Here is a 20,826-nt window from a genome sequence, read left to right on the forward strand (position 1 = left end):
GCTGACACCATGGTCGAGCTCTTACAACCCGTCGTCCGCTACGGGTACGCGCCCCTGATGCTGCTGGGCGTCAACGGTTCCGGAATCGCGCTGATCGCCGCCGGGGCGGACAAACTCTGGCTGCTCGTGCTGCTGGCCGCGGCGGTCGCGCTGTCGTTCCTGGTCGAGCGGATTCTGCCCTACGAGCGGGCGTGGAACGACGATCACGGCGACACCCGCCGCGACACGATCCACACCTTCGTCAACGAAACCCTCATCCTGGCCAGTACGGCCGCCATTCCCGTGCTCGCCGCGCTGCTTCCCGGCGACGGCATCTGGCCCGCCGGGCTCCCGTTCGCGGTGCAGGTGCTGTTCGCGATCCTGTGCGCCGACCTGGGCATCACCCTCACCCACTACGCCAGTCACAAGATCGGCGTGCTGTGGCGTTTCCACGCCGTGCACCACAGTGTGCGGCGCTTCTACGGACTGAACGGCCTGATGAAGCATCCGCTGCACCAGACGCTGGAGATGGCCGCCGGCGTCACGCCGTTGCTGCTGCTCGGTCTGCCGGTCTCGGTGGCCGCGGCGCTCTCGCTCGCGGTGGCCGTGCAACTGCTGTTGCAGCACTCCAACGCCGACTATCGGGTCGGGCCGTTGAAATATGTGCTGGCGCTCAACGAAGGTCACCGCTTCCATCACCTGAAGTTCGCCGGCGTCGGCGACGTGAACTTCGGGCTCTTCACGCTGCTGTGGGATCACCTGCTGCGCACCTACAGCTACGACGCCGGGCGGCGCTTCACCAGTGACGATCTGGGCATGGCCGCGAAGCCGGACTATCCGGTCGACTACCTGCCCCAGCTCGCCGAACCCTTCCGCCGCTGACAACCGCGGGGTTGACCCTGACGCAGGGTCAACCCCGCAGCATCGTCGGCATGACGAAAATCGAAGCGCTCGAGCATTTCACGGTGGATCACGACGGCGTGCGCATCGCCGTCTCGCGCGGCGGCGCGGGACGACTGCTGGTGTTCGCGCCCGGGCTCACCTCCACGCAGGCGGAGCTGCACGAGTTGCTCACGCTGCTGCGCCGCGACTTCGAGGTGGTGAGCTTCGATCTGCGCGGTCACGGCCGGTCCTCGGCCGCGGACCACTATTCCTTCGCCGGGTTCGGTCGCGATCTGGGCGCCGTGCTCGCGGACCTGCGCCGGCGCGGCCGGGACGCCGCGCCGATCCTGGCCGGGCACTCGCTCGGCGCGGACCTGATCGTGCAGCACGCCGCGGAAGCGCCCGGCGCGGCCGCGGAACTGGTGCTGCTCGACGGCGCGAATCCCCTCCCCGAACCGTTCCTCACCGAGGCCGACCTGCCGGAATTCCGTGCGATGTGGGAAGAAGCGGCGAAATGGCACGCGCTGCACAGTGGCACGCCGCGCCGAGTGGCGCTCACCGCAGCGCAGATTCTCGACCTCAATCGCGAACTCGACCGGATCCGGCTCGGCTTGCTCGACCGGTATCGCCGGGTGCGCTGTCCGGTGCACCTGATCGCCGCCACGGCGATGGCGGGCACGGAAGGGCGTGCGCCCCGGCACAATCGGCTCTGGCGCTCCGGCTACGACCGCTTGCTCGCGGCGCACCCCGGCATCGATGTCACCTGGGTCGACGCCGGGCACGGACTCGTCGTCACGCACGCCGCCGCGGTCGCGGACATCGTCCGGAGCACACTGGAGCCATGCTGACGATCGGCGAGCTGGCCGCCTACGGCGGCGTGACGGTGCGCGCGGTGCGGCACTACCACGCCAAAGGGTTGCTGCCGGAACCGGAGCGGGACCACTCCGGCTATCGCCGCTACCATCCGGCGACCGTTGTCGAACTCATCCGGATCCGCACCCTGGCTCAGGCCGGGGTGCCCCTGGCCCGGGTGCGCGACCTGCTGCGCGCCGACCCGGCGGAGTTCGCGGCCGCCGTCGCCGAGATCGACGCCCGGTTGCGCGCGGAGATCCGGGAGCGCCGGCGGCACCGCGAACAGATCGCGCGCCTGGCCGCGGGCGACGGCCTCGCGCTGCCGGCCGCGGTGGTGGAGTTGCTGGATCGCCTGCGGGCCCTGGGCATCGACGAGCGCATCGTCCGCGTCGAACGCGACGGATGGATTCCGTTGGCCGCGCACGCTCCCGAACGCGTCCCGGACCTGGTGGCGCGCAAGCACGAACAGCTCGAGCGGCCGCAACTTCTCGATTTCTATCGCACGCTGGGTAGTGTTTTGGATCTCGGTGCGGACGATCCGTCGCTGGTGGCGCTCGCGGATCGGATGGCCGAGCACCTGACCCGGCTGACTGCCGAGCGCGGTGTGGAGTACCTCGGCGTCGGTGTCGAGCCCGCGCTGGCCGCGGTGCTCGACCGGCTGGTGTTCGACGCGTGGCCCGCGGCGCGGCGGTTGGTCGAGTTGCTCCGGGCGCGGGGGTGGGCGGGATGGACCGAGTTGGAGCGTGTGGGCCCGGCGTAGCTTTCCCGTGAAGGCGTCTGGGTAGGTCCGCGGCTATGTGCCCGAGGGCTTTGCGGCTTCGACCGGTTCCGCCGGGTGATCGTCGCGCCGCCGCCAGCTGCGGTACCCGCGATGCGCGGCGAAAGCGCCGAGCGAGGCGGTGACGCACCAGACCGCGATCGCCGAATAGGCCAGCGGCGCGGACAGATCGCCGATCGAGGCCCCGAGCGCGGTGTAGACGAACGCCCGCGGCGCCGAACCGATCAGCGCTCCCACCGCCATCTGCCACAGCGGGACGCCGAACGCGCCGAACACATAGGACGCCATCGCGTCCGGGATGCCCGGCACGAACCGCTGCCCGACCACGGCCCACAGTCCGAGCCGCTCGATCTGCGCGTCGACCCGGTCGGCTCGTTCGGCCCCGAGCAGACCCCGCGCACTGCTCCGTCCGGCCCGCCGGCCCAGGAACGCGGAGATCGTCGCCGTGCCCACCGTCGCGCCCAGGGTCACGAACGTGCCGACCAGCGGACCGAACAGCAGCCCGCTGCTCGCGGCCATGATCGGCCCCGGCACCAGGATCGCCCCGAGCACCGCCGAGACCACCACGTAGACGAACGGGGCCGCCGGGCCGGTGTCCTGCACGAGCCCGCGCACCGACTCGATATCGATAACCTTCGTGACGGCCACCAGGTAGAACAGGCCGAGCAGGAACACGACGCACGCAAGTAGTCGCGCCGCGTGCCGCCACCGGCCGGTCGGGGAGTCGTTCTCGGTCATCGCCCAATCCTGCCGCACCGGCGGCGGGGTTAAGCGGGGCGGCGGCAGTAAACGAACAGATGCGGTTCCGGGGCGGCGGGTTCGTGGTCGGGGATGAAGACGCTCTGCCGTGACTCCAGAACCTCGAGCCCCGCCGCCTCCAGCACCTTCAGCAGGCTCGGCTCGGCGTAACTGCTGACCCGGGCGGGCCGTCCCAGGAAGACGATGTCGATCTGCTCGATATCGGCGGGCACCGTGGCCAGCACGAGATACCCGCCCGGCCGCAGCCATCCGGTCATCCGCCGGATCGCCGCGTCGATCTCCGCCCGCGTCATCTGCAACAGCGGGAAGAACGCGCACACGGCGTCCACCTCCGCGGCCTCGTACTCCCGCACATCGGCCTGATGGAACTCCGCCCCCGGCACCTGCTTCCGCGCGACCTCCACCATCACCGGCGACACGTCGATCCCGGTGACCCGAAACCCGTTGTCACACAACATTCGCGCGGCCGGAACCCCGGTACCGCTACCCACATCCACCACCCGCGCCCCGGCGGGCAACTGCTCCGCCAGCCACCCCAGCGCCGCCGCCTGCTCCGGTAGCTCCCGAAACGCCCTCTCGTACGCCACACCGATCTCGTCGAAGAGCTGGGCCGCGGACAACGGTGTCTCGGATGCCATCCCAGCAGACTCCCACACCCACCACCCACCCTGCGGCCGTTCACCCCCGACCCGACGCCACCACTCGGGCGTGTCCTGTTCGCCTGCCTCAGTCGAACGGCTCGTGAATCTCGACGCGATACCACGGGCCGTCGAGGGGCGCGTAGGTGTAACTGGTGACGTAGGCCGAGCGCGGCTCCTCCGGTGGGGCGCCGCTCGGGTAATAGGCGAAGGCGAGACCGGTGGTGAAGGTCTTCGCTTCACGTACGACGAACGCGCAGCCCCCGTGCGAGGGGTAGACCTGTACCACCTGGTACACGCCGATCCGCCGAGTCTCGTTCGTGCGGGCGCACTCGGCGGCAGCGTCCGCCAACGCGCCTTCGGATAGTCGCCAGCCGATCTTGCCGGCGACATTCCCATAGAGCAGGCCGAGACTGCCGGCAACCAGGGCCGGAGCGATGAGCGAGACGAGAACTCTGCGGTAGACGAGGAGTCCGATCGATCCCAGAATCAGCCACAGCAATCCGGTCCCCAGCAGCCCTACCCCGGTGAACAGCGCTGCCCAACTGTCGCTCTGGGCGGCTTGCCACCACAACATGGCCACACACAACGCCCCTGCCGAGGCCGTCACGAAACCCATCGATAGCAGCCACCACAAACTGACCGGCCGTCGCGCGGCGGTCCCCCCAATTGTCATGGCCACGAATGTAGTTGCTCGCGTCGGTCCCCGTGTCCTGGCGCTCACCGGGACGCTCTCGGTCGCGGGGATCCGGCATCGCGGCAACCGGCTCGATGGCGTTCCGGCGGCAGTGTGACAAGCTTCCACCGGCCGGACCGAAGTGGAGGTATCGATGGCGACGCAATCGGCGGCCGGGACCCGCCTCAACCGCAAGGGCCGCGAGACCAGGCAGCGCTTGCTCGACGTCGCGATCACCTGTCTGGCGGAGAGCTCCGGCGAACCGTTGTCGGCCAATCGCGTGGCGCGGGCGGCGGGGGTCAGCTGGGGGACCCTCAAGCACCAGTTCGGTGATCTGGACGGACTGTGGGCCGAGGTGCTGCTCGAGCTGACCGAGCGCAGTGGCGCCAACGCTCCGGAGTCGTGGCCGGTGTTCCACGGGTCGGTCCGGGAACGGGTCGCGACGATGATCGAGGCGATCTGGACGATCCTGGGCACGCCCGAGGGGCGCGCGGTGGAGACGCTGCGCGCCGGGTTGCCGAACGAGCAGATCGAACGCGAGTCGGTCTTCCCGCGGACCGCGGCCGCGATGGCCGGATACGAGAACGCCTGGCTGCGCGCGTTCGAGTACTCCCTGGCGGACTTGCCGCTGGATCCGCTGAAGGTGCATCGGGTGCGCTGCCTGATCCCGCCCGCGCTCCGGGGCCTCAACAGCGAACGACGCCTCACGCCCGCCGACGAAGTGGCAAGCGCGCGAGCGGGTTTGGTGGAGGCGATCGCTGCCTACCTGAGCTGACCCATTCATTGAGAACCCTTGTTGACAATTGCGCGGCGGCGGTCGATGGTTACCGCAGCTTTCGCGAATTCGTCAGGAGTGACCAATGTCTGAGCCTCGGGCCGATACGGGCATGCGACTGCAGCGCAGCAGCCGCGACACCGGCGGGCTGATCCCGCGCCTCACCGACTGGCTGGCCGCCCGGTTACCCGCGGACGCGGCGCCGCAGGTCACCCTGCGCTCGGGCATCGACAGCAACGGCATGTCGGCCGAAACCCTGGTGCTCGGCCTGGCCTGGACCGAAGCCGGCGCGCCCCGGACCGAGGAACTGATCGGGCGCATGGTGCCCGCCCCCGGCGATTTCCCGATCCTCGAGCACTACGACCTGCGGCACCAGTTCGACACGATGCGCCTGGTGGCCGAGACGAGCGACGTCCCCGTCCCGCGCGTCCGCTTCCTCGAGCCCACCGGCACCGTGCTCGGCACCCCGTTCCTGCTGATGGACCGCGTCGACGGCGTGGTGCCGCCGGACGTGATGCCCTACACCTTCGGCGACAACTGGCTCTTCGACGCCACCCCCGAACAGCGAGACCTGTTGCAGGACAGCACGATCCGCACGCTCGCCGCCCTGCACGCCATTCCGGACGCCGCCGCCCGCTTCGCCTTCCTCGACCCGCGTCAGCCGGGCGCCACCCCGCTGGAGCGTACCCTCGAACGCGCCAGATCCTGGTACGAATTCGCTGCGGCGGACAGCGGCCACTCACCGCTGGCGCGCCGCCTCCTGGACTGGCTCACCGCGAATCTGCCCGACCCCGCCGAGACCGTGCTGTCGTGGGGCGACGCGCGCATCGGCAACTGCCTGTACCGCGACTACACCCCGGCAGCGGTGCTGGACTGGGAGCTGGCGACGATCGGCCCGCGCGAACTCGACCTGGCCTGGCTCATCTTCGCGCACCGCGTCTTCCAGACGATCGCCGACACCTTCGGGCTGCCCGGCATGCCGGAATTCCTGCGCGCGGACGACGTCGTGGCGGCCTACACCGAGTACTCGGGCGTAGAGGTCGGTGACCTGACCTGGTACACGCTGTTCGCCGCCCTCAACTACTGCATCGTCTTCATGCGCTCCGGCGGCCGTCAGGTGCATTTCGGCGAGATGGAGCGCCCCGAGAACATCGAGGTGCTCTTCCATCATCGGCCACTGGTCGAGACCCTGCTCGCCGACCTCGGCGCCTGACATCGACATCCGCACTGGGAGAGAAGCTTTCGTGATCGAGCAACTGAACGAACTGGCCTACTACTGCATCACCCGCCATCCCGCCGACGCCCGCGTCCTGTTCCCGGAGGCGCGCGCCGCCGAGGAGATCGGCCTGGGGTCGTGCATGATCGGCGAACGCATGACCGTGAAGGATTCGGCGGTCCTGTCCGGCGGCCTGGCCGGCTGCACCACCGGCCTGGGCATCGCGGCCGCCGCCACCAACCATCACACCCGCCACCCCATGGTCACCGCGACCATCGGCTCCACCATGCAGGCCCTCACCGAGGGCCGCTACGCCATGGCCTTCGGCCGCGGCATGGCCGCGAACTGGCAGGCCATCGGCCTGCCCGCCGTCACCGCGGCCCAGCTGCGCGACTTCGTCGGCATCCTGCGGCGGTTGTGGGCGGGGGAGACCATCCTCAACCACTCGGGACCGGCCGGTTCGTGGCCGGTGCTGTACCACCAGAACGGTCTGGAAGACGCGCCGCCGATCGGTTTCGTCGCGGTCGGCCCGAAGACCATGGAGCTGGCTGGTGAGCTCGGCGACTTCGTCGTCCTGCACACCTTCTTCTCCGACGAGGCCACCGCCAATTCCGTTGCGGCCGTGCGCCGCGGCGCGGAACGAGCAGGCAAGGACCCCGACAGCGTCCGCATCTGGTCCTGCCTCGCGACCGCCAGCGACGCGCTCTCGCCCGAGGACCAGCTGCGCCGCCGCACCGGCCGCCTGGTCACCTACCTACAGGCCTACGCCGACGTGCTGATCGCCGCCAACGGCTGGGACCCTCAAATCTGGGAACGGATCCGCGGCACCCAGCTTTATCTCGACGCCGCCGCGGCCGGCCCCATCGACGCCTCCGCCTCGGTCGAGGTCCTGGAACAATTCGACGCGCTGATCCCCGACGAATGGCTCGCCTCCGCCGCCTACGGCACGCCGGAACAATGCGTCCGCAAGATCTCGCGCGAATACGATCTCGGCTGCCACTCGGTGATCATGCACGGCGCCAGCCCACACGAACTGTCCTCGGTGGTCTCGGCGTATCGGGCCGATCGCCCGAAGCTGCCGCGTCCGGTCGCCGCTAATCCCGGAAAGTTCTTGTGACACTGCGGAATGGTGTGTCTGCCGGTCGACCGCCGCACCGGCGGTCACCGACAGATGGCTGCTGAGTGCTCATTCCGACTGCGGCCTCGAAGCAAAACGTTTCTGTCTCCACCTGCGGACGGCGGCATCAACTTTCTGCTGGTCCTCCGAGGTGCTCTCCCCCTCGAGATCAAGGACACTCGGGTCCGCCACACGAAGTTTCGATCGCAGATTGGCACCCAGGTTCAAACTGCTGACATGGTCGAAGCCGGGGATGTAGATGAACGGCTCGCCGAGGTTGTTCCACATCGTGCGAAGCCGCTCCAACGGCTTCGGCGCTTCATCTTCTGCCGGGTTGTGGATGACGAACCCACAGAAGTCCGACTCGTCTGCGTTGGCCACCGCCCGAATCAACTGTTGGTGAACCAGCCACTGATCGCCGCAGAGTTCGGTGTCCAGGAAGCCGATCGCATTAGGCCGTCGCTTCATCGATCCACCCTCGACAGTTCTGTGGCCGTATCCGGCTCGGGAGGCGGGCTCGCAAGCGCGGCGGGTATGGCTGGCGCGGTCATCGAGACCCCCTGTCCCGTAGTGGCGTAGGTGCGCCCGAGGGCCCCGCGTCAACTTCCGTTCGGTATCCGAAGGGATGGAAGATGCTTGGATCAGGCGCACTTCGATCATTGCCAGCCGAGACGTTCGATCCCAGAGTCGAAATCGCACGCTTTCGCTACGCTTCTGACACGGTGCGTTGCGGACAACGACAGGGGTGGCCATGATCGTCACCAGGTGGACCGGCCTCGAGGTGCGGGCCCTACGCGAAATCGCGTTGCGGAAGGGGTTGGAGCCCTTCGCGCTGATGGCCGGAGTAGGCGAATCCACTGTTCGGAAGTGGGAACGCGCCACGCAGGAACGGCCGGTCAAGGGCGAATCTGCGGAATTACTGGACACTGTCCTGGCGAAGCTCACCGACGACCAGCTGGCGCGTTTTCGCGCTGCAATGGAAGAGGCGGGCTTGATGGCAGTGTCCGCTGAGCCCGTCGTATCGCCGGAACGGGGAGAGGAGGCAGAGGTGAAGCGGCGACAATTTGGATTCGCGGCGGGAGCCGCGCTCCTTGCGTCGAGCTTCGCTCCGAGCGATACGGGTCTCGGCGATGCGCGGCTGCTGGCTCAGAGTGCGTCGAAGCTCGAACAGCGTGAGCAAGTGATCGGCGGGATGACGCTTCTCGAGGAAGCAGTAGGCCTACTGCGGATCGCTGAGAATCGAATCGAGACGGGAACATTCGAGGAGCGTGCGGGGCGTGAATACCTCTCTGCGACAGGCACACTAGCCTTGATCGCGGGCTGGCTGGCCTACGACGCCGACATGCACGACTTGGCCCGAAATTGCTACTACGAAGCGTTCTCCATGGCGAATCAGGCAGGGAACGACGAACTCACTGTGCAGAGCTGTCTGTATCTTGCCCACCTGACCATCCATCTCGGGCGAACGGGCAGGGCTGACCCGCACCGCGCATTGAACCTCGTCTCCCGGGCCAGAGACCTCACGCGAGGTCGGCCGCCGGGGCGCCTCCACGCGTTGATCGCGACTCGGGAGGCGCAAGCCCAGGCCGTGATCGGAGACGCGGCAGCTTTCGGTAAGGCGGTCGCGACAGCCTGGCGTGAACTCGATTTCGCTCTGTCACACGAGGCGGCGGACGAATGCCCGTATTGGATTCGGTTCGTCACCGCAACCGAAGTCCGCTTCCAGGAAGCCCGAGGCTTCGGCGACCTCGGCAAGGTGAAGAAGTCTGCAGATCTGTCCGGCGGGCTCGCGCTAGAGCACGCGGGGGCTCGAAATACCGCCAACTATCGCGCTGGCTGGGCGGCATCCCTTGTGAAGGTCGGCGACATCACCGGCGCTGTAGAGCAGGGTCTGCTTGTACTCGAGGACTTGGAGAAATCGGTCTCCTCGCCGCGCACGTTGCGTGAACTTCAACCGGTTCGGGCAGCCGCCCGGGATTCGGAGGGCTTCGACGATCGGTTCGACCAGTTGGTGAACAGGCAGGCTCACACATGATTAGCAGCCGACCGGACATAGAGTTCCGGACCCATACGAGCGCAGAAGCCCGTGAACTCCGTTCCACTGTCGAGGAGATCTTCCGGCACTCGTATGTGCAGGCTATCGAGTCCGGCGACACCTTCGAGACACCCGAGGCATTCATGCGTCGGTTCGATGCGTACACCCACCCGGAGCGCGCCCGAGGATTCGAACTCGTGATGGCATGGGTAGACGGCGTGGCCTGTGGTCAGACCTGGGGGTGGCCGTTGTTCGAAAACACACGGTGGTGGGGCGGTCTGGAACTAGATCAAGGGGAGCTGGCCTCGTTCACGGCCGAAGATGGCAAACGGACCTTCGCGCTCAGCGAAATCATGGTCCGAGTCGAGTTCGCGGGCAAGGGCATCGCGAGAGCGATGCACGATGAGCTATTGGGCAATCGAGCAGAGCGCCGAGCCACCCTATTGGTCGACCCCTTGAACACTCGCGCGTACCAGACATATGTGCACTGGGGCTGGAGCCGCGTGGGTGTGCTGCGACCGGCCTGGCCTGAGGCACCACTATTCGACGTCTTGATTCGGGAGCTTCCCTCTACGTAAGAAGGTGCCTCCTGCATTCCGATTGCGAAGCAAATGAGTTCTGCGCGGGAAGCTTCGGCAGGAGCTCGGAGGCGCTGCGCAGGTCATCGCCTTGGTCGCCGCCCATGACGGGCTATTGCTCAATGCGATTCCGACAACCATGCGGAAGGTTCATCTTGACGACTACCAGTATCGGCCGGCATTCCTTGATCGGGGACGTGCATTTGTTGCTCACCGATGACCGCGGTCGGATCTTGTTCGGTCAACGCGAGGGCACCGGCTTCGAGGACGGTGCTTGGCATGTGCCGTCGGGGCATCTGGAGGAAGGCGAATCGGTGGTGGCCGCGCTGATCCGGGAGGCGGCCGAGGAGGTCGGCGTCGAGATCGCGGCCGATGATGTCGAATTCAGCCACATCATGCACAACGCATCGGGGCGTATGGCGTTCTTCTTCACGGTCCGGCGGTGGGAAGGCGTACCAGCGAATCGAGAGCCGGACAAGTGCGCGGGTTTGGAATGGTTTTTCCCTGCTGAGTTGCCCGAGCACATGATCGACTACTGCCGGGAGGCGTTGGCCACAATCGGCGACGGCCGCGACTTCTCGCTGTACGGCTGGTGACCAGGTCAGCCGTCACTGATGGTTGATGGTCCGGTGATGGCTGAGGGGTGGCCAACCGGTTTGGACGGCCGACCAACGCGCGGGTCTCGGCATGTGCGTGCGTTGGGAAGTGGTGCCGGGCAGCCAGTCTGGACGGCCGATTAGCGCGCGGGGCGCGGCATCTGTGGAAACTGGGGCCGTCAGTTTTCGACTCCATAGGTCGTGAACGCGTAGATTCCAGGGGAGCTTTCCTCGACCCTCGCCGCCACTCGTTCGCCCTGCTGTTCCCAGCTGTGTTCCACGTCGGCTCGAACTTCTTTCGGCATGCCTGCATAGGCATACGAGGAGTACAGCAGGATTCCCAGCGACCCGGCCTCTTCCTCGTCGTAGCCGTAGTTCGAGGGTTCGACCGGAAGCCCCTCCTCGTCGGTCATTCCCGAGTCCAGGCATGCGGCTCGAACGAGCTCGAAGACCTGGTCCTGCTCCTGCTGGGACAGATGCGCGCCGTCCTTCCTGGAAACGAAAAGCGCTGGACCATAAGCCGACATGTGTACCTCCTGATCACCAAGCCCACAGTGAATCAGATAGGGCGCGATCGCACCTCCCTGCACTCGGCTCGGCAGAAGCGGATGTCCTGAGCCTGAGCGGAACCGGCCGGCCGACAACTGCGGCTTGGCCGGTTCCCTCGGCGCGCACAGCGGTATTTGCGTGCGTCCAGGAAACTGCGGCTCGGTCGGCTAACCGCCCGTAAGCGGAATGACGATGCGTTGGTCCGGAACGATCTCAAGGCAGTGGCAACCGTCAGGTCGTGTTGTGGCAATCTGACGACGTGGGTGAGAGTCAACGCGCCGGGCAGGGAAGCGGCACCGAAGCAATCCTGGGGAGGATCACGGCAGGCAAAGCGGGTGCCGTCGCGGTCGGGGTCACTTCCGGCAACGAGGATGCGGGTCGGTCGGCAGGGCAGCGCACGGCTCAGCTGGCCCGGGTGATCTTCTCTAGCTCAGTGGTCATCGGTGTTTTGTTGCTGGTCCTGCTGTGCGTGGGAGTTACCTGGTTTGGATTCCTGATTTTCTTGCTGTAGCAGCGCTACTGCGCCTCCGAACGTCTGGATGGATCAAAGGCGGGGCGCGCGTGGGCGTTCAGTGTGGTCGCCGGACGTCGCCTTGCGGCCCGAGCATCACGCACTCCGCGGGCATGAGAGTGCGGGCGGGTCGCGTCGAGGAGTCGCGCAGAACGGTGGATCGGTTGTGCAGCGAGACTGCCGTTTACCGGCTTGTGAACGAGGTCCTGGCCTCTGTGCCTTCGGAACATACACCGGCACAATAACTTCCGGCACCGACAACACACAGTCCCAGGTAATCGATCTAGCGGCGGCGGGTGCTTCCTGTGGTAAGGCAGTCCGCCGCGGCTACCGGGCACCAACGGCCGCCCGCCGCGCCACGGCCGCGAGTTCGTCTTCACTGACCCGGCCACCTGGGGTGAGCCGTCGGTAAGCGCAATCACCGATACTCGAAGCAACGGCCCGACAGAGGGCCGAGCCGCGGGCCGTTGCTTTTCCGGTTGTTCCTGTACTTGATCGAACCGGCCGCTATTAGGGGCGGATGATGATCGGGCAGGACTGGGCGCCCACCGCGCAGGCGAACGCCTCGATGAGCTTCTGACCCAGCTCGGCAGAACCAGAGCTGCTGCCGGTACCGGGCGTTTCCGCGGCGGCCGGACCGGCCGCGGTGACGAGTCCGGCGGTGATGGCGAGGGCGGCGAGACTGATACGTACTGTGCGCGTCGAGGAGATCATGAGCGAATCGTAGAGTCGCACCCGCGCTCTAGGCTTCCCCCGACTTCGGTTGCCCCCGACGGCGGGGGCAACCGACGAAAACCCGATTTGCGCGGTGGCGAGACGAACGAACTACTCACTGCTGTGCAGGCGCTGGAGCGACAGCGGCGCGCGATGGTGGTGCACTTCGACTTTCCATGGGAGCCCCAGCATGAAATCGACAGTCCACCGGAACCGGAATTGGCGAACAGGATGATTTGGCAACGCAGCGCACAGGTTTCGTGGAAGATCATCGGACGCCTACTCGGGTGAGGCTCGATCGACCAAAAGAGTCTGCCGCGCAACATCGATGACGAGGCCGAACGCATCCTCGGGTCGCGGTCGATCTATCGGTGACCGCATCCGATCATCGGATGATGATGGATTGCTGGGGACCATGCGTTCGGCAGTTTTTCTTCCATAGGGTCCGCGCTTGCCGGTCGGACCGCGCGGGTAGCGGCAGATCAGTGCGTTCGGGAGGCTTAAGGGAGTCCGCAACCTTCTGCGGACTCCCTCCGGACTCGGCCCGACTCGAACGGGCGGCTACCCTCTCCACACTGCGGGCGCGATCAACCAAAGCCAGCGCGCCTTAGGCGAGACAGTGCCGACAGTAATCTCCGGACCGAACTGCAGGCAACGAGTTATCAAGTAGGCCCGTTCCCTCACGCACTGGCCGAATCAGTCGGCGCGGAACGCGGCAGATGCGGACGTTTGAGGAGCAGTCCTCTGCTCCGCGGACGACGCAGCGTCACACCCTCGAACCGGCGCCCAGCGGCATCAAGTCCGATCACCGGCCCGCCCAACTCTTGCTCAGGACGAGTGTCGCAGCGCCTTCGAATGATTCCGGTGTGGCGATTCCCGGACGATCACGCGGCCGAGGAGGCTGGAGCCGGTGTTCTCGACACGTAGCCTGGGCGCTGTGATTGCGACTCCACGGCGGGTGAGGCGTTGAACGACTACGGCAGCTTCCCGACCCAACCCCTCCCAATCCAGCACACCGACCAACGCTCCACCATCGGGGCGTCGGGTGGCAAATCCGTTCGTCGAGAAGCGGTTTCGGAGAACGAGAACCTGGCCCGGGCAAGCAAAGCAGTCGCTGTCGCGGGCATCGCCAGCAGGATCACCGGATTCACACGCACGCTCGCGGTGGCCGCCATCCTCGGAACCGCAGCGGTCGGCGATGCCTACAACGGCGTCAACAACCTGCCGAACATGGTCTACGAGTTGCTGCTGGGAAGCGTCCTGGCCAGCGCTGTCGTACCACTGTTGACCCGCGCGCGCCGCCACGGCCGGAAACGCTCTCGTGAGTTCACCCAACGGGTGATGCTGGCCTCGATCCTGGCCCTGGCGGCCATCACAGTACTCACCGTGCTGTGCGCTCCGCTGATCGTGCGCGCGTTCGTCGCCGACCCCACCCAACGTCACCTTGCGACCTGGTGGGCGTATCTGCTGCTGCCGCAGATCTTCTTCTACGGAGTGACCGTCGTGGTGAGCGCGGTGCTCAACGTGCGCGACAGCTTCACCACCGCCGCCTGGGCTCCGGTAGTCAACAACGCCATCATGCTCACCACCTGCGCGGTATTCGCGCTGCTCCCCGGACCGCTCACCTTGACACCGTCCTCGATGACCACCGCCCAAGTCCTCACGATCGGCATCGGGACCACCGCCGGCATCGCCGGGCAAGCCGGATGGGTGATCGCCGCGTTGCGCCGCGACCGGTTCCGATGGAGTTGGCAGGTACGACCACTGCCCTACACCTGGCGCCCGGTGCGGACCGGGTTGCCGATGCTGAGCTGGCTCGTCGTCTATGCCGCGATCAGCCAGGTCGGTGTCGCCATCACCATGCGCGTAGCCTTCGATCACGGCGGGGTCTCGGTTTACAGCTACGCCGAACTGCTGTTCCAGGTTCCCTACGGCATCCTGGCCGCTTCCGTGCTCACCGTCTTGATGCCGCGTATCTCCCGGGCAGCCGCCTACCAGGATCACGCCGCGGTCCGTGCCGATCTCGCGCGCGGCGCCCGCTACCTCTCGACCGCGCTGATCCCGGTCACCGTCGCGATGAGCCTGCTCGGGCCCGCGTTCACCACCCTGGTTTTCATCGGCCGGGTGGCCCCGGACGCGGCTCGCCTGATCGGTATCGCGGTAGCGTGCTCGGCATTCGGTCTGGCACCGTTCGCGCTGGTCATGCTGCAGATGCGAGTGTTCTATGCCTACAACGACACCCGCACCCCCACCATGATCAATCTCGTCATGGTGACCACCAAGATCGCTGCGATCGCGGGTGCGGCGACCCTGTTCGAGGGCAGCCTTGTCGTCGTGATGCTCGGGGTCGCAAGCTCGCTGGCCTACCTGACGGGAGCGGTGACCGGGCACGTGTTGCTGCGCCGCCGCCACGGCCTGCTCGGCTTCACTGTCGTCGGTGAGACCGCCGGCCGGGTCGGGGCTGCCTCCGGTATCGCGGGGACAGTTGCTTTCGCGGCTGTTGCTTGCACGCAGTCGATGATCGATACGGTCGTCGTCCAGCAAGTGGTGACCATCGCCGCCGCCACCGTTGTCGGCGGAGTCGTGTTTCTGCTGACGGCCAAGGCAATTGGTATTCCCGAGCTGCGTGTAGTCCGATCGGTGGCGCGTCTTGGTTGACCGGTAGGCACCGCTGATACGTCATTGCTGTAGTTGCGCCGGAGCAGTCGCGCCGCGTCTATCTGAGCAACCGATACGCGGCTATGTGCGGATGTGGCAGTTGCGCCACCGGCCACTAATCCGCGGGTGGGCGTTGATGCCCGCATCCAAGCTCGACACCCGACTGATCGCGCACATGTGCAATGGCGCCAGCCCACACGACCAGATCGTTATCAACCCACGAAACGTCGAAATGCGCCCCGCACATGGACTCAGAGAAATCGTTCTCGTCGAACTCGATCGTGAACGACTCGCCAGGCCGCATCCAGTAGTCCTCACACAGAGGTTCCAACCACACTGCGATCATCTTGTCGTTATGAGGATTGGTCAACCTGAGCTTGAGCATGATCGGAGAGTAGAGGAACCTCGTCCATCCGCAGCTCAGCAGTTGAGTGCGTTCGCCGCGGTGCCGCTCCTGGCCCGCCGGCCCGAGCCCTCAGCGGCATTTCAGTGCGTCCGGCTCGCGTGGGTGCGGCATCTGCTGATTGTGATCGGTCGACAGGCTCCATTGTCGGACAGCGCGTTTCGCTTGGTAAGGTCAAGCTGGTCATGGAGTAGCACAGTCGTTAGAGCGTCACTTGCCAAAGTGGAGGTCGCGGGTTCGATTCCCGCCTCCATGGCCGCAGCTCTCCCGCCGGACCTTGTGATGAGCAGCTGCCCGCGGAGAGTTCGAAACGTCCGTACCCTTACTCGACGACACCCACACGCTCTGCCGGAGCTTGCGACTGCGTCTTCCGCGCGCCACGCGGCACGACAGTGCACGAGCCGTCGAGTCGGTCAGTGGTCTGCGACCGGTTCAATCAGCGCGAGCACCCGGCATCATGAACGAGTGGAGTCGACGCAACAGACCGAGGCACATCAGCTTGCTGGGGAACGTGAGACACTCACCGGCGTTCTGGAGTTCCATCGAGAAACACTGGCCCGGAAGTGTTCCGGACTCACCGCCGACCAGCTTCGCCTGCGGGCAGTGGAGCCGTCAGCGTTGTCGCTGATCGGTCTCGTCCGCCATCTGACCGATGTCGAACTAGGCTGGTTCGACCGGATCTTGTCCGGCGGAGATACTCCGTTCCGGTATTGGCACGACGACACTCCGGACGGCGCCGACTTCGATGTGGACGGCGTTGACGTGGACGAATCACTTCGGTTGTGGCACAGCGTATGTGACCGATCCCGCGAGATCGTCGATGTCTGCGAGTCGCTCGACACCGTCGGTGTGCACGAGCCGACCGGCGACCGATACAGCCTGCGATGGATCCTTGTACACATGATCGAGGAATATGCTCGGCACAACGGGCACGCCGACCTCATCCGGGAACGGATCGACGGCCAGGCCGGCACATAGAGCCATGGAGTCATAGACCAGCCGCGATCTCGTCGAGTTGGCTGCCGCGATGAAGGCTTCAACGCGATCGCCTGACTTCGACACATAGAGTCCCCGGGCATGGCGCTGGGTTGTTGAGCCGTACGCAACTCGGCATGAGCGAGCATTGCTGGCGCCACGCCTGGATGGTCTCTCGCCGCGCTACACTCCTCGGCCGCTGGTGACTGTCGCGCCGGGAGCCGATGCGCGTGGGAGCAGCCGGGAGAACGCCGGAAACCGTTCGATCCGCGAAAGTGCTGCGGGGGTGACGTTTCGGTGACTACCTTTGCGTGCACCGCTGGCAGGTAGCCAGGCTGGTAGGTAGGCGAGAACTCGGTGATCAGCAGCAAATTCCTCAATATGCCCGCGGCGCGGTGGCGCCGGGTTGTCAGTGTTCGGACCCGGGTCCTTGTCATTGTGCTCATTCCGAGTCTCGCGTTGCTTGCGATCGGGATCGGCGGATCTGCCTATCTGGTGCAGAGCGGACGGGAGGCCAATCGGTTCGCTGAGCTGGCGCGTGGCACCTCCGGGCCGTCGATCATGATGATCGAAGCGTTCCAGGAGGAGCGCAGGCTTTCGCTGCTGTTCCTGGCCGGGGACGACTCGGCAGGGCCCGCACTACCGGCGGCGCGCAAGCAATCCGACGCGGGGTACGCGGCGGTGGTGGCCCAAGCCAATGCGCTGTCGGAACTGCGGCCGGACCTCAAGGACGGGTTCTTTCGAGTAGGTGTCGGCCAGAAGGTGCCTGCCTTGCGGGCTGCTGTCGATGCGCGCGCGATTCCGGCCGCGGACGCGTTCACCGCGTACAGCATGGCGGTAGCGGCCATCATCAATGGCTGGCTGATCTCGGCGAGCGTGGCGCCCGATTCCCATATCGCGGTCGAACTGTACAAGTCGGTCCACGCGCTGCGGGCCGCCGAATCTATCTCGAAGACAAGCGGGTTAGGCTCATTGGTGATGCTCACCGGGGAGCTGTCACCGCAGCTGCTTGTGGAGTTGGCCGGGTATATCGGCGACGGACGTGGCGAGATCACCTACGTCGGGTCGGTGCTGGAGGGGGCGCATCTCGACCAGTGGAAGGCGATCACCGCCGGCTCGGAATGGCAGCGGTTGCGCGCCATGGAGGACGCAATCCTCGAGCGTGGTCCGGTCACCGAATCCGGTACCGGTCGATCCGCCGCCGCGTCCGCCGATCCGCTGCCGCTGACGCTGACCGAATGGCAGCAGGTTGCGGGCAAAGTCCGGGGCGATCTGCTGAGCCTGTGGGAAACCCAAAGCGTCGACGCGCATTTCGAGGCGACCGAACAAGGCAATCGACTCAACCGGAACTCGCTGTTGGCCGGGGCGGGCGTGCTCTCGCTCGCGCTGCTGGCGTTCCTCGGTGCGCTGGCGCTGGCCAACAGGTTCATCGCGCGTCTGCGCCAGCTCCGCCGCGCCACGCTGGAATTGGCCGATGAGCGGTTGCCGGAGACCATCCGACGGCTTTCGGCCGGCGAGGCGATCGACGGGGACGCGGATCGATTGGATTTCGGCGGCGACGAGATCGGGCACGTCGCCGACGCTTTCAATCGCGCGCATCGGGCGGCGGTGGCGGCGGCGGTGGCGGAGGCCAAAACCCGGGCGGGTGTGAACGCGGTGTTCGTCAAAATCGCCCACCGCTCCCAGGTGGTGGTGCACCGCCAGTTGGCCTTGCTCGACAAAGCCGAGCGGGAGGAAACGGAATCCGACCGGCTGGCATTGCTGTTCCAGCTCGACCATTTGGCGACCCGGGCCCGCCGCAATTCCGAGAACCTCATCGTGCTCGGCGGCGAACAGCCGGGACGACAGTGGCGCCATCCGGTGCCACTGGTCGATGTGGTGCGCGGTGCGGCCGCGGAATCGCTGGACTACACCAGAATTCATGTTCGGAATGTGCCGGAGGCGCAGATCGCCGGATCCGCCGTCACCGATATCATCCACCTCCTGGCAGAACTGGCCGACAATGCCACAACGTTCTCCCCTCCGGACTCACACGTCGAGGTCAGTGGTGGCACGGTCGGCAAAGGTATCGCCGTCGAGATCGCCGATCAGGGCCTCGGCATGACGGTCGCGGATATGGCCGCCCGCAACGCGCTGCTGGCACAGCCACCGGATTTCAGCGTCGCGACCATGTCCGGAGATAGCCGGCTCGGATTGTTCGTGATCGCGAAACTTGCGGCGCGCCATGGGATTACGGTTCGACTTACAGAGTCCCCATACGGTGGAGTGAAGGCAATCGTGCTGATACCGAGAGCGCTGACAACCGCCAGCCTGGAGGCTGGTACAGCCCATCCCGTGCGGGAGAACCGAATTCCGGCGCGGTGAACGACGTGCCGGAGTCGTTGTAAGACCAGGTGGCCTTCGGGTTCGTCGCGGTTTCAGCCAGGTACAGCCGCGATCGAGCGCGGGAGCCGCACCGAGAGGTCGAACAATCCGCTCGCTCATCGGCTCGAGCGCGCATCGTGAAGCGCCGTCGGTCAGCTGGTTTTGGACGGCCGACCACGGGTGGGTCGCGGTAGGAGCGGACGTTCGTAGATCGCACAGGTGCAGTGCGGTTGGTGCCGTTGAGGTGATATCGCGGGGCTCAGTCGAGCCAAACGTCGAGAACGAGCACGACCGATGTCGCGATCGAGAACGCGAGGAAGATCGTGGCGCCCGCCATGTTCCGGTCGCCGCTGCGGATGTGGGCCAGGATCGCGCCGGCGAAATAGAGCACCAGTCCGATTGCGGCGGCGATCGCGAAGGGCGGGAACCAGATGCCTCCGACGAGACCGATCGTCGCGGCGATCTGCAGGCTTCCGAGGATGGTGAGCTGGGAGGTGGTGAGGTGCACTGCTTCGGCGAATTGGCGTATCCACGCGGGGCGGACGAACTTCATCACTCCGGATTGGAGCATCGCCACCGCGAGCAAGACGGACAGGGTCAGGGCTGTGATGTGCATGATGGCAACGCTAGGAAGCCGATAGGTACCTTTTGGTAACCTACGGGCCGTGCGTGCTGCTGCCGGAATCATGTTCATGACCGACTGTCCGGCGCGCGCAGCGATGGAGGTCATCGCGAACAAGTGGGCGGTAGTCACCCTGTACGCGCTGGCAGACGGCCCCAAGCGGCACAGTGAACTCGTTGCCTTGTCCGGCGGTATCTCTCGCAAGGTGCTGACCCAGACCTTGCGGCGCCTGGAGAGCAACGGCCTCGTCGATCGCCGGCGCTACGCCGAAGCGCCTCCGCGGGTTGAATACAGCCTGACACCGCTCGGCGAGACGCTCCAGGAGCCGATAGCGATGCTGACGCGGTGGGCGCAGGTGCACGGAGAAGCTCTCGTCGACTTTCAGGAATCAACAGGCGCGAAGCAGACCCGATAGGTTTCCTGCCGCCCACGCCATTGCTGATGGTGGCCCCAGGACCCGAATCACGGCCAGACGCTGCAAGATCTCGGCCCGGCGCTGACACTCGCATTCGGGATGGTTCAGCGGAGGCCTGCGCTGCGCGGCAGCGGCCTTGCGCGAGGCGGAACCAGGTCAGCAGGTTTCGACCCTCTCGCGCAGCGCGCGGAATTCCGAGGCGAGGGCGTCGAGTGTGTAGTGGGCGTTGAGCCCGCTGGGGTTGGGCAGAACCCAGATCGCGGTGTCACCGATCCGCTCGGTTTGCGGGCCGATGGTGGTACGGGGACGACCGAAGGCCGTGCGGTAGGCGCCGATACCGAGCACGGCCAGCACGCGGGGTTGATACTGCTCGACCCGGTCTACCAGGGCGCGCCCGCCGGCACGCAGTTCGTCGGCGGTCAGTTGCTCGGCTTTGGCGGTGGTGCGCGTAGCCACATTCGTGATGCCCAAGCCCAGGGCGAGCAGTTCTCGAGGTTCGTCGGGTCGCAGTTGGCGTGGGGTGAAGCCGGATCGGTGAAGCGCCGGCCAGAACCGATTTCCCGGACGTGCGAAATGGTATCCGGTGGCCCCGGACCACAGACCGGGATTGATTCCGCAGAACAACACGCGCAAGCCGGGCCGGATGACATCGGGAACGGTCTTGTCGTGCGCTGCGGCCAAATCCTCGGGCGACGGCCGAGGTGCGGAACCAGAACCCATACCCTCAGTCTGCC

Annotated in this window: 23 protein-coding genes and 1 tRNA gene; 15 read left to right on the forward strand and 9 right to left on the reverse strand. The window is 66.2% G+C overall.

Going from position 1 to position 20,826, the window contains the following annotated elements; all coding sequences use genetic code 11:
* Nucleotides 1-9 precede the first annotated feature (9 nt).
* From AB0I43_RS01195 to AB0I43_RS01205, 3 genes are read left to right on the forward strand one after another with little or no spacing between them, the layout of a single operon-like run.
* Nucleotides 10-861 carry a sterol desaturase family protein gene (locus tag AB0I43_RS01195; protein WP_356972341.1) on the forward strand — a complete coding sequence of 284 codons (852 nt, stop codon included), beginning with the start codon at nucleotides 10-12 and terminating at the stop codon, nucleotides 859-861.
* Nucleotides 862-911: 50 nt separating this feature from the next.
* Nucleotides 912-1,709, forward strand: a complete 798-nt coding sequence (locus AB0I43_RS01200) for an alpha/beta hydrolase (protein ID WP_356972343.1) — start codon at nucleotides 912-914, stop codon at nucleotides 1,707-1,709.
* Entirely contained in the window at nucleotides 1,703-2,473 is a 771-nt protein-coding gene (locus tag AB0I43_RS01205) for a MerR family transcriptional regulator (protein WP_356972344.1), read from the forward strand. Before AB0I43_RS01200 ends, AB0I43_RS01205 begins: the two co-directional genes overlap by 7 nt.
* Nucleotides 2,474-2,506: 33 nt before the next feature.
* On the opposite strand, the gene AB0I43_RS01210 is transcribed toward AB0I43_RS01205, so the two are convergent.
* From AB0I43_RS01210 to AB0I43_RS01220, 3 genes are all read right to left on the reverse strand, one after another.
* A complete protein-coding gene (locus AB0I43_RS01210; protein ID WP_356972345.1) occupies nucleotides 2,507-3,229 on the reverse strand; it encodes a TVP38/TMEM64 family protein in 723 nt (240 codons plus the stop codon).
* A 29-nt stretch (nucleotides 3,230-3,258) separates the two neighbouring features.
* A complete protein-coding gene (locus AB0I43_RS01215) occupies nucleotides 3,259-3,888 on the reverse strand; it encodes a methyltransferase domain-containing protein (protein ID WP_356972346.1) in 630 nt (209 codons plus the stop codon).
* A gap of 88 nt (nucleotides 3,889-3,976) precedes the next feature.
* The gene (locus AB0I43_RS01220; protein WP_357430905.1) at nucleotides 3,977-4,564 is read right to left on the reverse strand and encodes a hypothetical protein; all 588 of its coding nucleotides are present in this window, start codon (nucleotides 4,562-4,564) and stop codon (nucleotides 3,977-3,979) included.
* 154 nt (nucleotides 4,565-4,718) lie between these two features.
* On the opposite strand from AB0I43_RS01220, the gene AB0I43_RS01225 reads away from it, so the two are divergent.
* From AB0I43_RS01225 to AB0I43_RS01235, 3 genes are all read left to right on the forward strand, one after another.
* Complete coding sequence (locus tag AB0I43_RS01225; RefSeq protein ID WP_356972349.1) at nucleotides 4,719-5,339, forward strand: TetR/AcrR family transcriptional regulator; 621 nt, start codon at nucleotides 4,719-4,721, stop codon at nucleotides 5,337-5,339.
* An 85-nt stretch (nucleotides 5,340-5,424) separates the two neighbouring features.
* Nucleotides 5,425-6,552: a phosphotransferase family protein gene (locus tag AB0I43_RS01230; RefSeq protein ID WP_356972350.1), complete on the forward strand. Its 1,128-nt coding sequence runs from the start codon at nucleotides 5,425-5,427 to the stop codon at nucleotides 6,550-6,552.
* Nucleotides 6,553-6,586: 34 nt separating this feature from the next.
* On the forward strand, nucleotides 6,587-7,672 hold the full coding sequence (locus tag AB0I43_RS01235; RefSeq protein ID WP_356973120.1) for a TIGR03857 family LLM class F420-dependent oxidoreductase: 1,086 nt from the start codon (nucleotides 6,587-6,589) through the stop codon (nucleotides 7,670-7,672).
* A gap of 69 nt (nucleotides 7,673-7,741) precedes the next feature.
* Here the strand turns inward: AB0I43_RS01235 and AB0I43_RS01240 are convergent, their stop codons facing one another.
* Nucleotides 7,742-8,140 (reverse strand): hypothetical protein, encoded by a 399-nt coding sequence (locus tag AB0I43_RS01240; protein WP_356972351.1) that lies wholly within the window; start codon nucleotides 8,138-8,140, stop codon nucleotides 7,742-7,744.
* A 283-nt stretch (nucleotides 8,141-8,423) separates the two neighbouring features.
* Between AB0I43_RS01240 and AB0I43_RS01245 the strand changes: the two genes are divergently transcribed.
* The 3 genes from AB0I43_RS01245 to AB0I43_RS01255 all read left to right on the forward strand — a co-directional run bounded on the left by AB0I43_RS01245 (nucleotide 8,424) and on the right by AB0I43_RS01255 (nucleotide 10,881).
* A complete protein-coding gene (locus tag AB0I43_RS01245) occupies nucleotides 8,424-9,707 on the forward strand; it encodes a hypothetical protein (RefSeq protein WP_356972353.1) in 1,284 nt (427 codons plus the stop codon).
* Nucleotides 9,704-10,285, forward strand: a complete 582-nt coding sequence (locus AB0I43_RS01250; RefSeq protein WP_356972354.1) for a GNAT family N-acetyltransferase — start codon at nucleotides 9,704-9,706, stop codon at nucleotides 10,283-10,285. The genes AB0I43_RS01245 and AB0I43_RS01250 overlap by 4 nt, the downstream gene beginning before the upstream one ends.
* 197 nt (nucleotides 10,286-10,482) lie before the next feature.
* On the forward strand, nucleotides 10,483-10,881 hold the full coding sequence (locus AB0I43_RS01255; RefSeq protein ID WP_357430907.1) for an NUDIX domain-containing protein: 399 nt from the start codon (nucleotides 10,483-10,485) through the stop codon (nucleotides 10,879-10,881).
* Nucleotides 10,882-11,060: 179 nt separating this feature from the next.
* Here AB0I43_RS01255 and AB0I43_RS01260 read toward each other — a convergent pair whose 3' ends face one another.
* The gene (locus tag AB0I43_RS01260; RefSeq protein ID WP_356972357.1) at nucleotides 11,061-11,408 is read right to left on the reverse strand and encodes a hypothetical protein; all 348 of its coding nucleotides are present in this window, start codon (nucleotides 11,406-11,408) and stop codon (nucleotides 11,061-11,063) included.
* Nucleotides 11,409-11,689: 281 nt separating this feature from the next.
* On the opposite strand from AB0I43_RS01260, the gene AB0I43_RS01265 reads away from it, so the two are divergent.
* Nucleotides 11,690-11,941, forward strand: coding sequence for a hypothetical protein (locus tag AB0I43_RS01265; RefSeq protein ID WP_356972359.1), 252 nt, complete (start codon nucleotides 11,690-11,692; stop codon nucleotides 11,939-11,941).
* Nucleotides 11,942-12,451: 510 nt separating this feature from the next.
* Here the strand turns inward: AB0I43_RS01265 and AB0I43_RS01270 are convergent.
* Nucleotides 12,452-12,655 (reverse strand): hypothetical protein, encoded by a 204-nt coding sequence (locus tag AB0I43_RS01270; protein WP_356972360.1) that lies wholly within the window; start codon nucleotides 12,653-12,655, stop codon nucleotides 12,452-12,454.
* 1,164 nt (nucleotides 12,656-13,819) lie between these two features.
* Between AB0I43_RS01270 and AB0I43_RS01275 the strand changes: the two genes are divergently transcribed.
* Nucleotides 13,820-15,313 carry a lipid II flippase MurJ gene (locus AB0I43_RS01275; RefSeq protein WP_356972361.1) on the forward strand — a complete coding sequence of 498 codons (1,494 nt, stop codon included), beginning with the start codon at nucleotides 13,820-13,822 and terminating at the stop codon, nucleotides 15,311-15,313.
* Nucleotides 15,314-15,428: 115 nt separating this feature from the next.
* Here AB0I43_RS01275 and AB0I43_RS01280 read toward each other — a convergent pair whose 3' ends face one another.
* Nucleotides 15,429-15,698, reverse strand: coding sequence for a hypothetical protein (locus tag AB0I43_RS01280; protein WP_356972362.1), 270 nt, complete (start codon nucleotides 15,696-15,698; stop codon nucleotides 15,429-15,431).
* Nucleotides 15,699-15,900: 202 nt separating this feature from the next.
* On the opposite strand from AB0I43_RS01280, the gene AB0I43_RS01285 reads away from it, so the two are divergent.
* The 3 genes from AB0I43_RS01285 (at nucleotide 15,901) to AB0I43_RS01295 (ending at nucleotide 19,055) form a co-directional block, all read left to right on the forward strand.
* A tRNA-OTHER gene (locus tag AB0I43_RS01285) sits at nucleotides 15,901-15,972 on the forward strand.
* A gap of 209 nt (nucleotides 15,973-16,181) precedes the next feature.
* Nucleotides 16,182-16,694: a DinB family protein gene (locus tag AB0I43_RS01290; RefSeq protein ID WP_356972364.1), complete on the forward strand. Its 513-nt coding sequence runs from the start codon at nucleotides 16,182-16,184 to the stop codon at nucleotides 16,692-16,694.
* A gap of 354 nt (nucleotides 16,695-17,048) precedes the next feature.
* Entirely contained in the window at nucleotides 17,049-19,055 is a 2,007-nt protein-coding gene (locus AB0I43_RS01295; RefSeq protein WP_356972365.1) for a nitrate- and nitrite sensing domain-containing protein, read from the forward strand.
* A 259-nt stretch (nucleotides 19,056-19,314) separates the two neighbouring features.
* Here AB0I43_RS01295 and AB0I43_RS01300 read toward each other — a convergent pair whose 3' ends face one another.
* Complete coding sequence (locus tag AB0I43_RS01300) at nucleotides 19,315-19,671, reverse strand: DoxX family protein (protein WP_357430909.1); 357 nt, start codon at nucleotides 19,669-19,671, stop codon at nucleotides 19,315-19,317.
* Between the two features lie 49 nt (nucleotides 19,672-19,720).
* Here AB0I43_RS01300 and AB0I43_RS01305 point away from each other — a divergent pair, with 49 nt between their 5' ends.
* Nucleotides 19,721-20,092, forward strand: a complete 372-nt coding sequence (locus tag AB0I43_RS01305) for a helix-turn-helix domain-containing protein (protein WP_356972368.1) — start codon at nucleotides 19,721-19,723, stop codon at nucleotides 20,090-20,092.
* A 156-nt stretch (nucleotides 20,093-20,248) separates the two neighbouring features.
* Here AB0I43_RS01305 and mug read toward each other — a convergent pair whose 3' ends face one another.
* On the reverse strand, nucleotides 20,249-20,812 hold the full coding sequence (gene mug / locus AB0I43_RS01310) for a G/U mismatch-specific DNA glycosylase (protein WP_356973121.1): 564 nt from the start codon (nucleotides 20,810-20,812) through the stop codon (nucleotides 20,249-20,251).
* Nucleotides 20,813-20,826 lie beyond the last annotated feature (14 nt).

Source organism: Nocardia sp. NPDC050435, assembly GCF_040655395.1.
In the GTDB taxonomy this organism is placed as follows: Bacteria; Actinomycetota; Actinomycetes; order Mycobacteriales; family Mycobacteriaceae; genus Nocardia.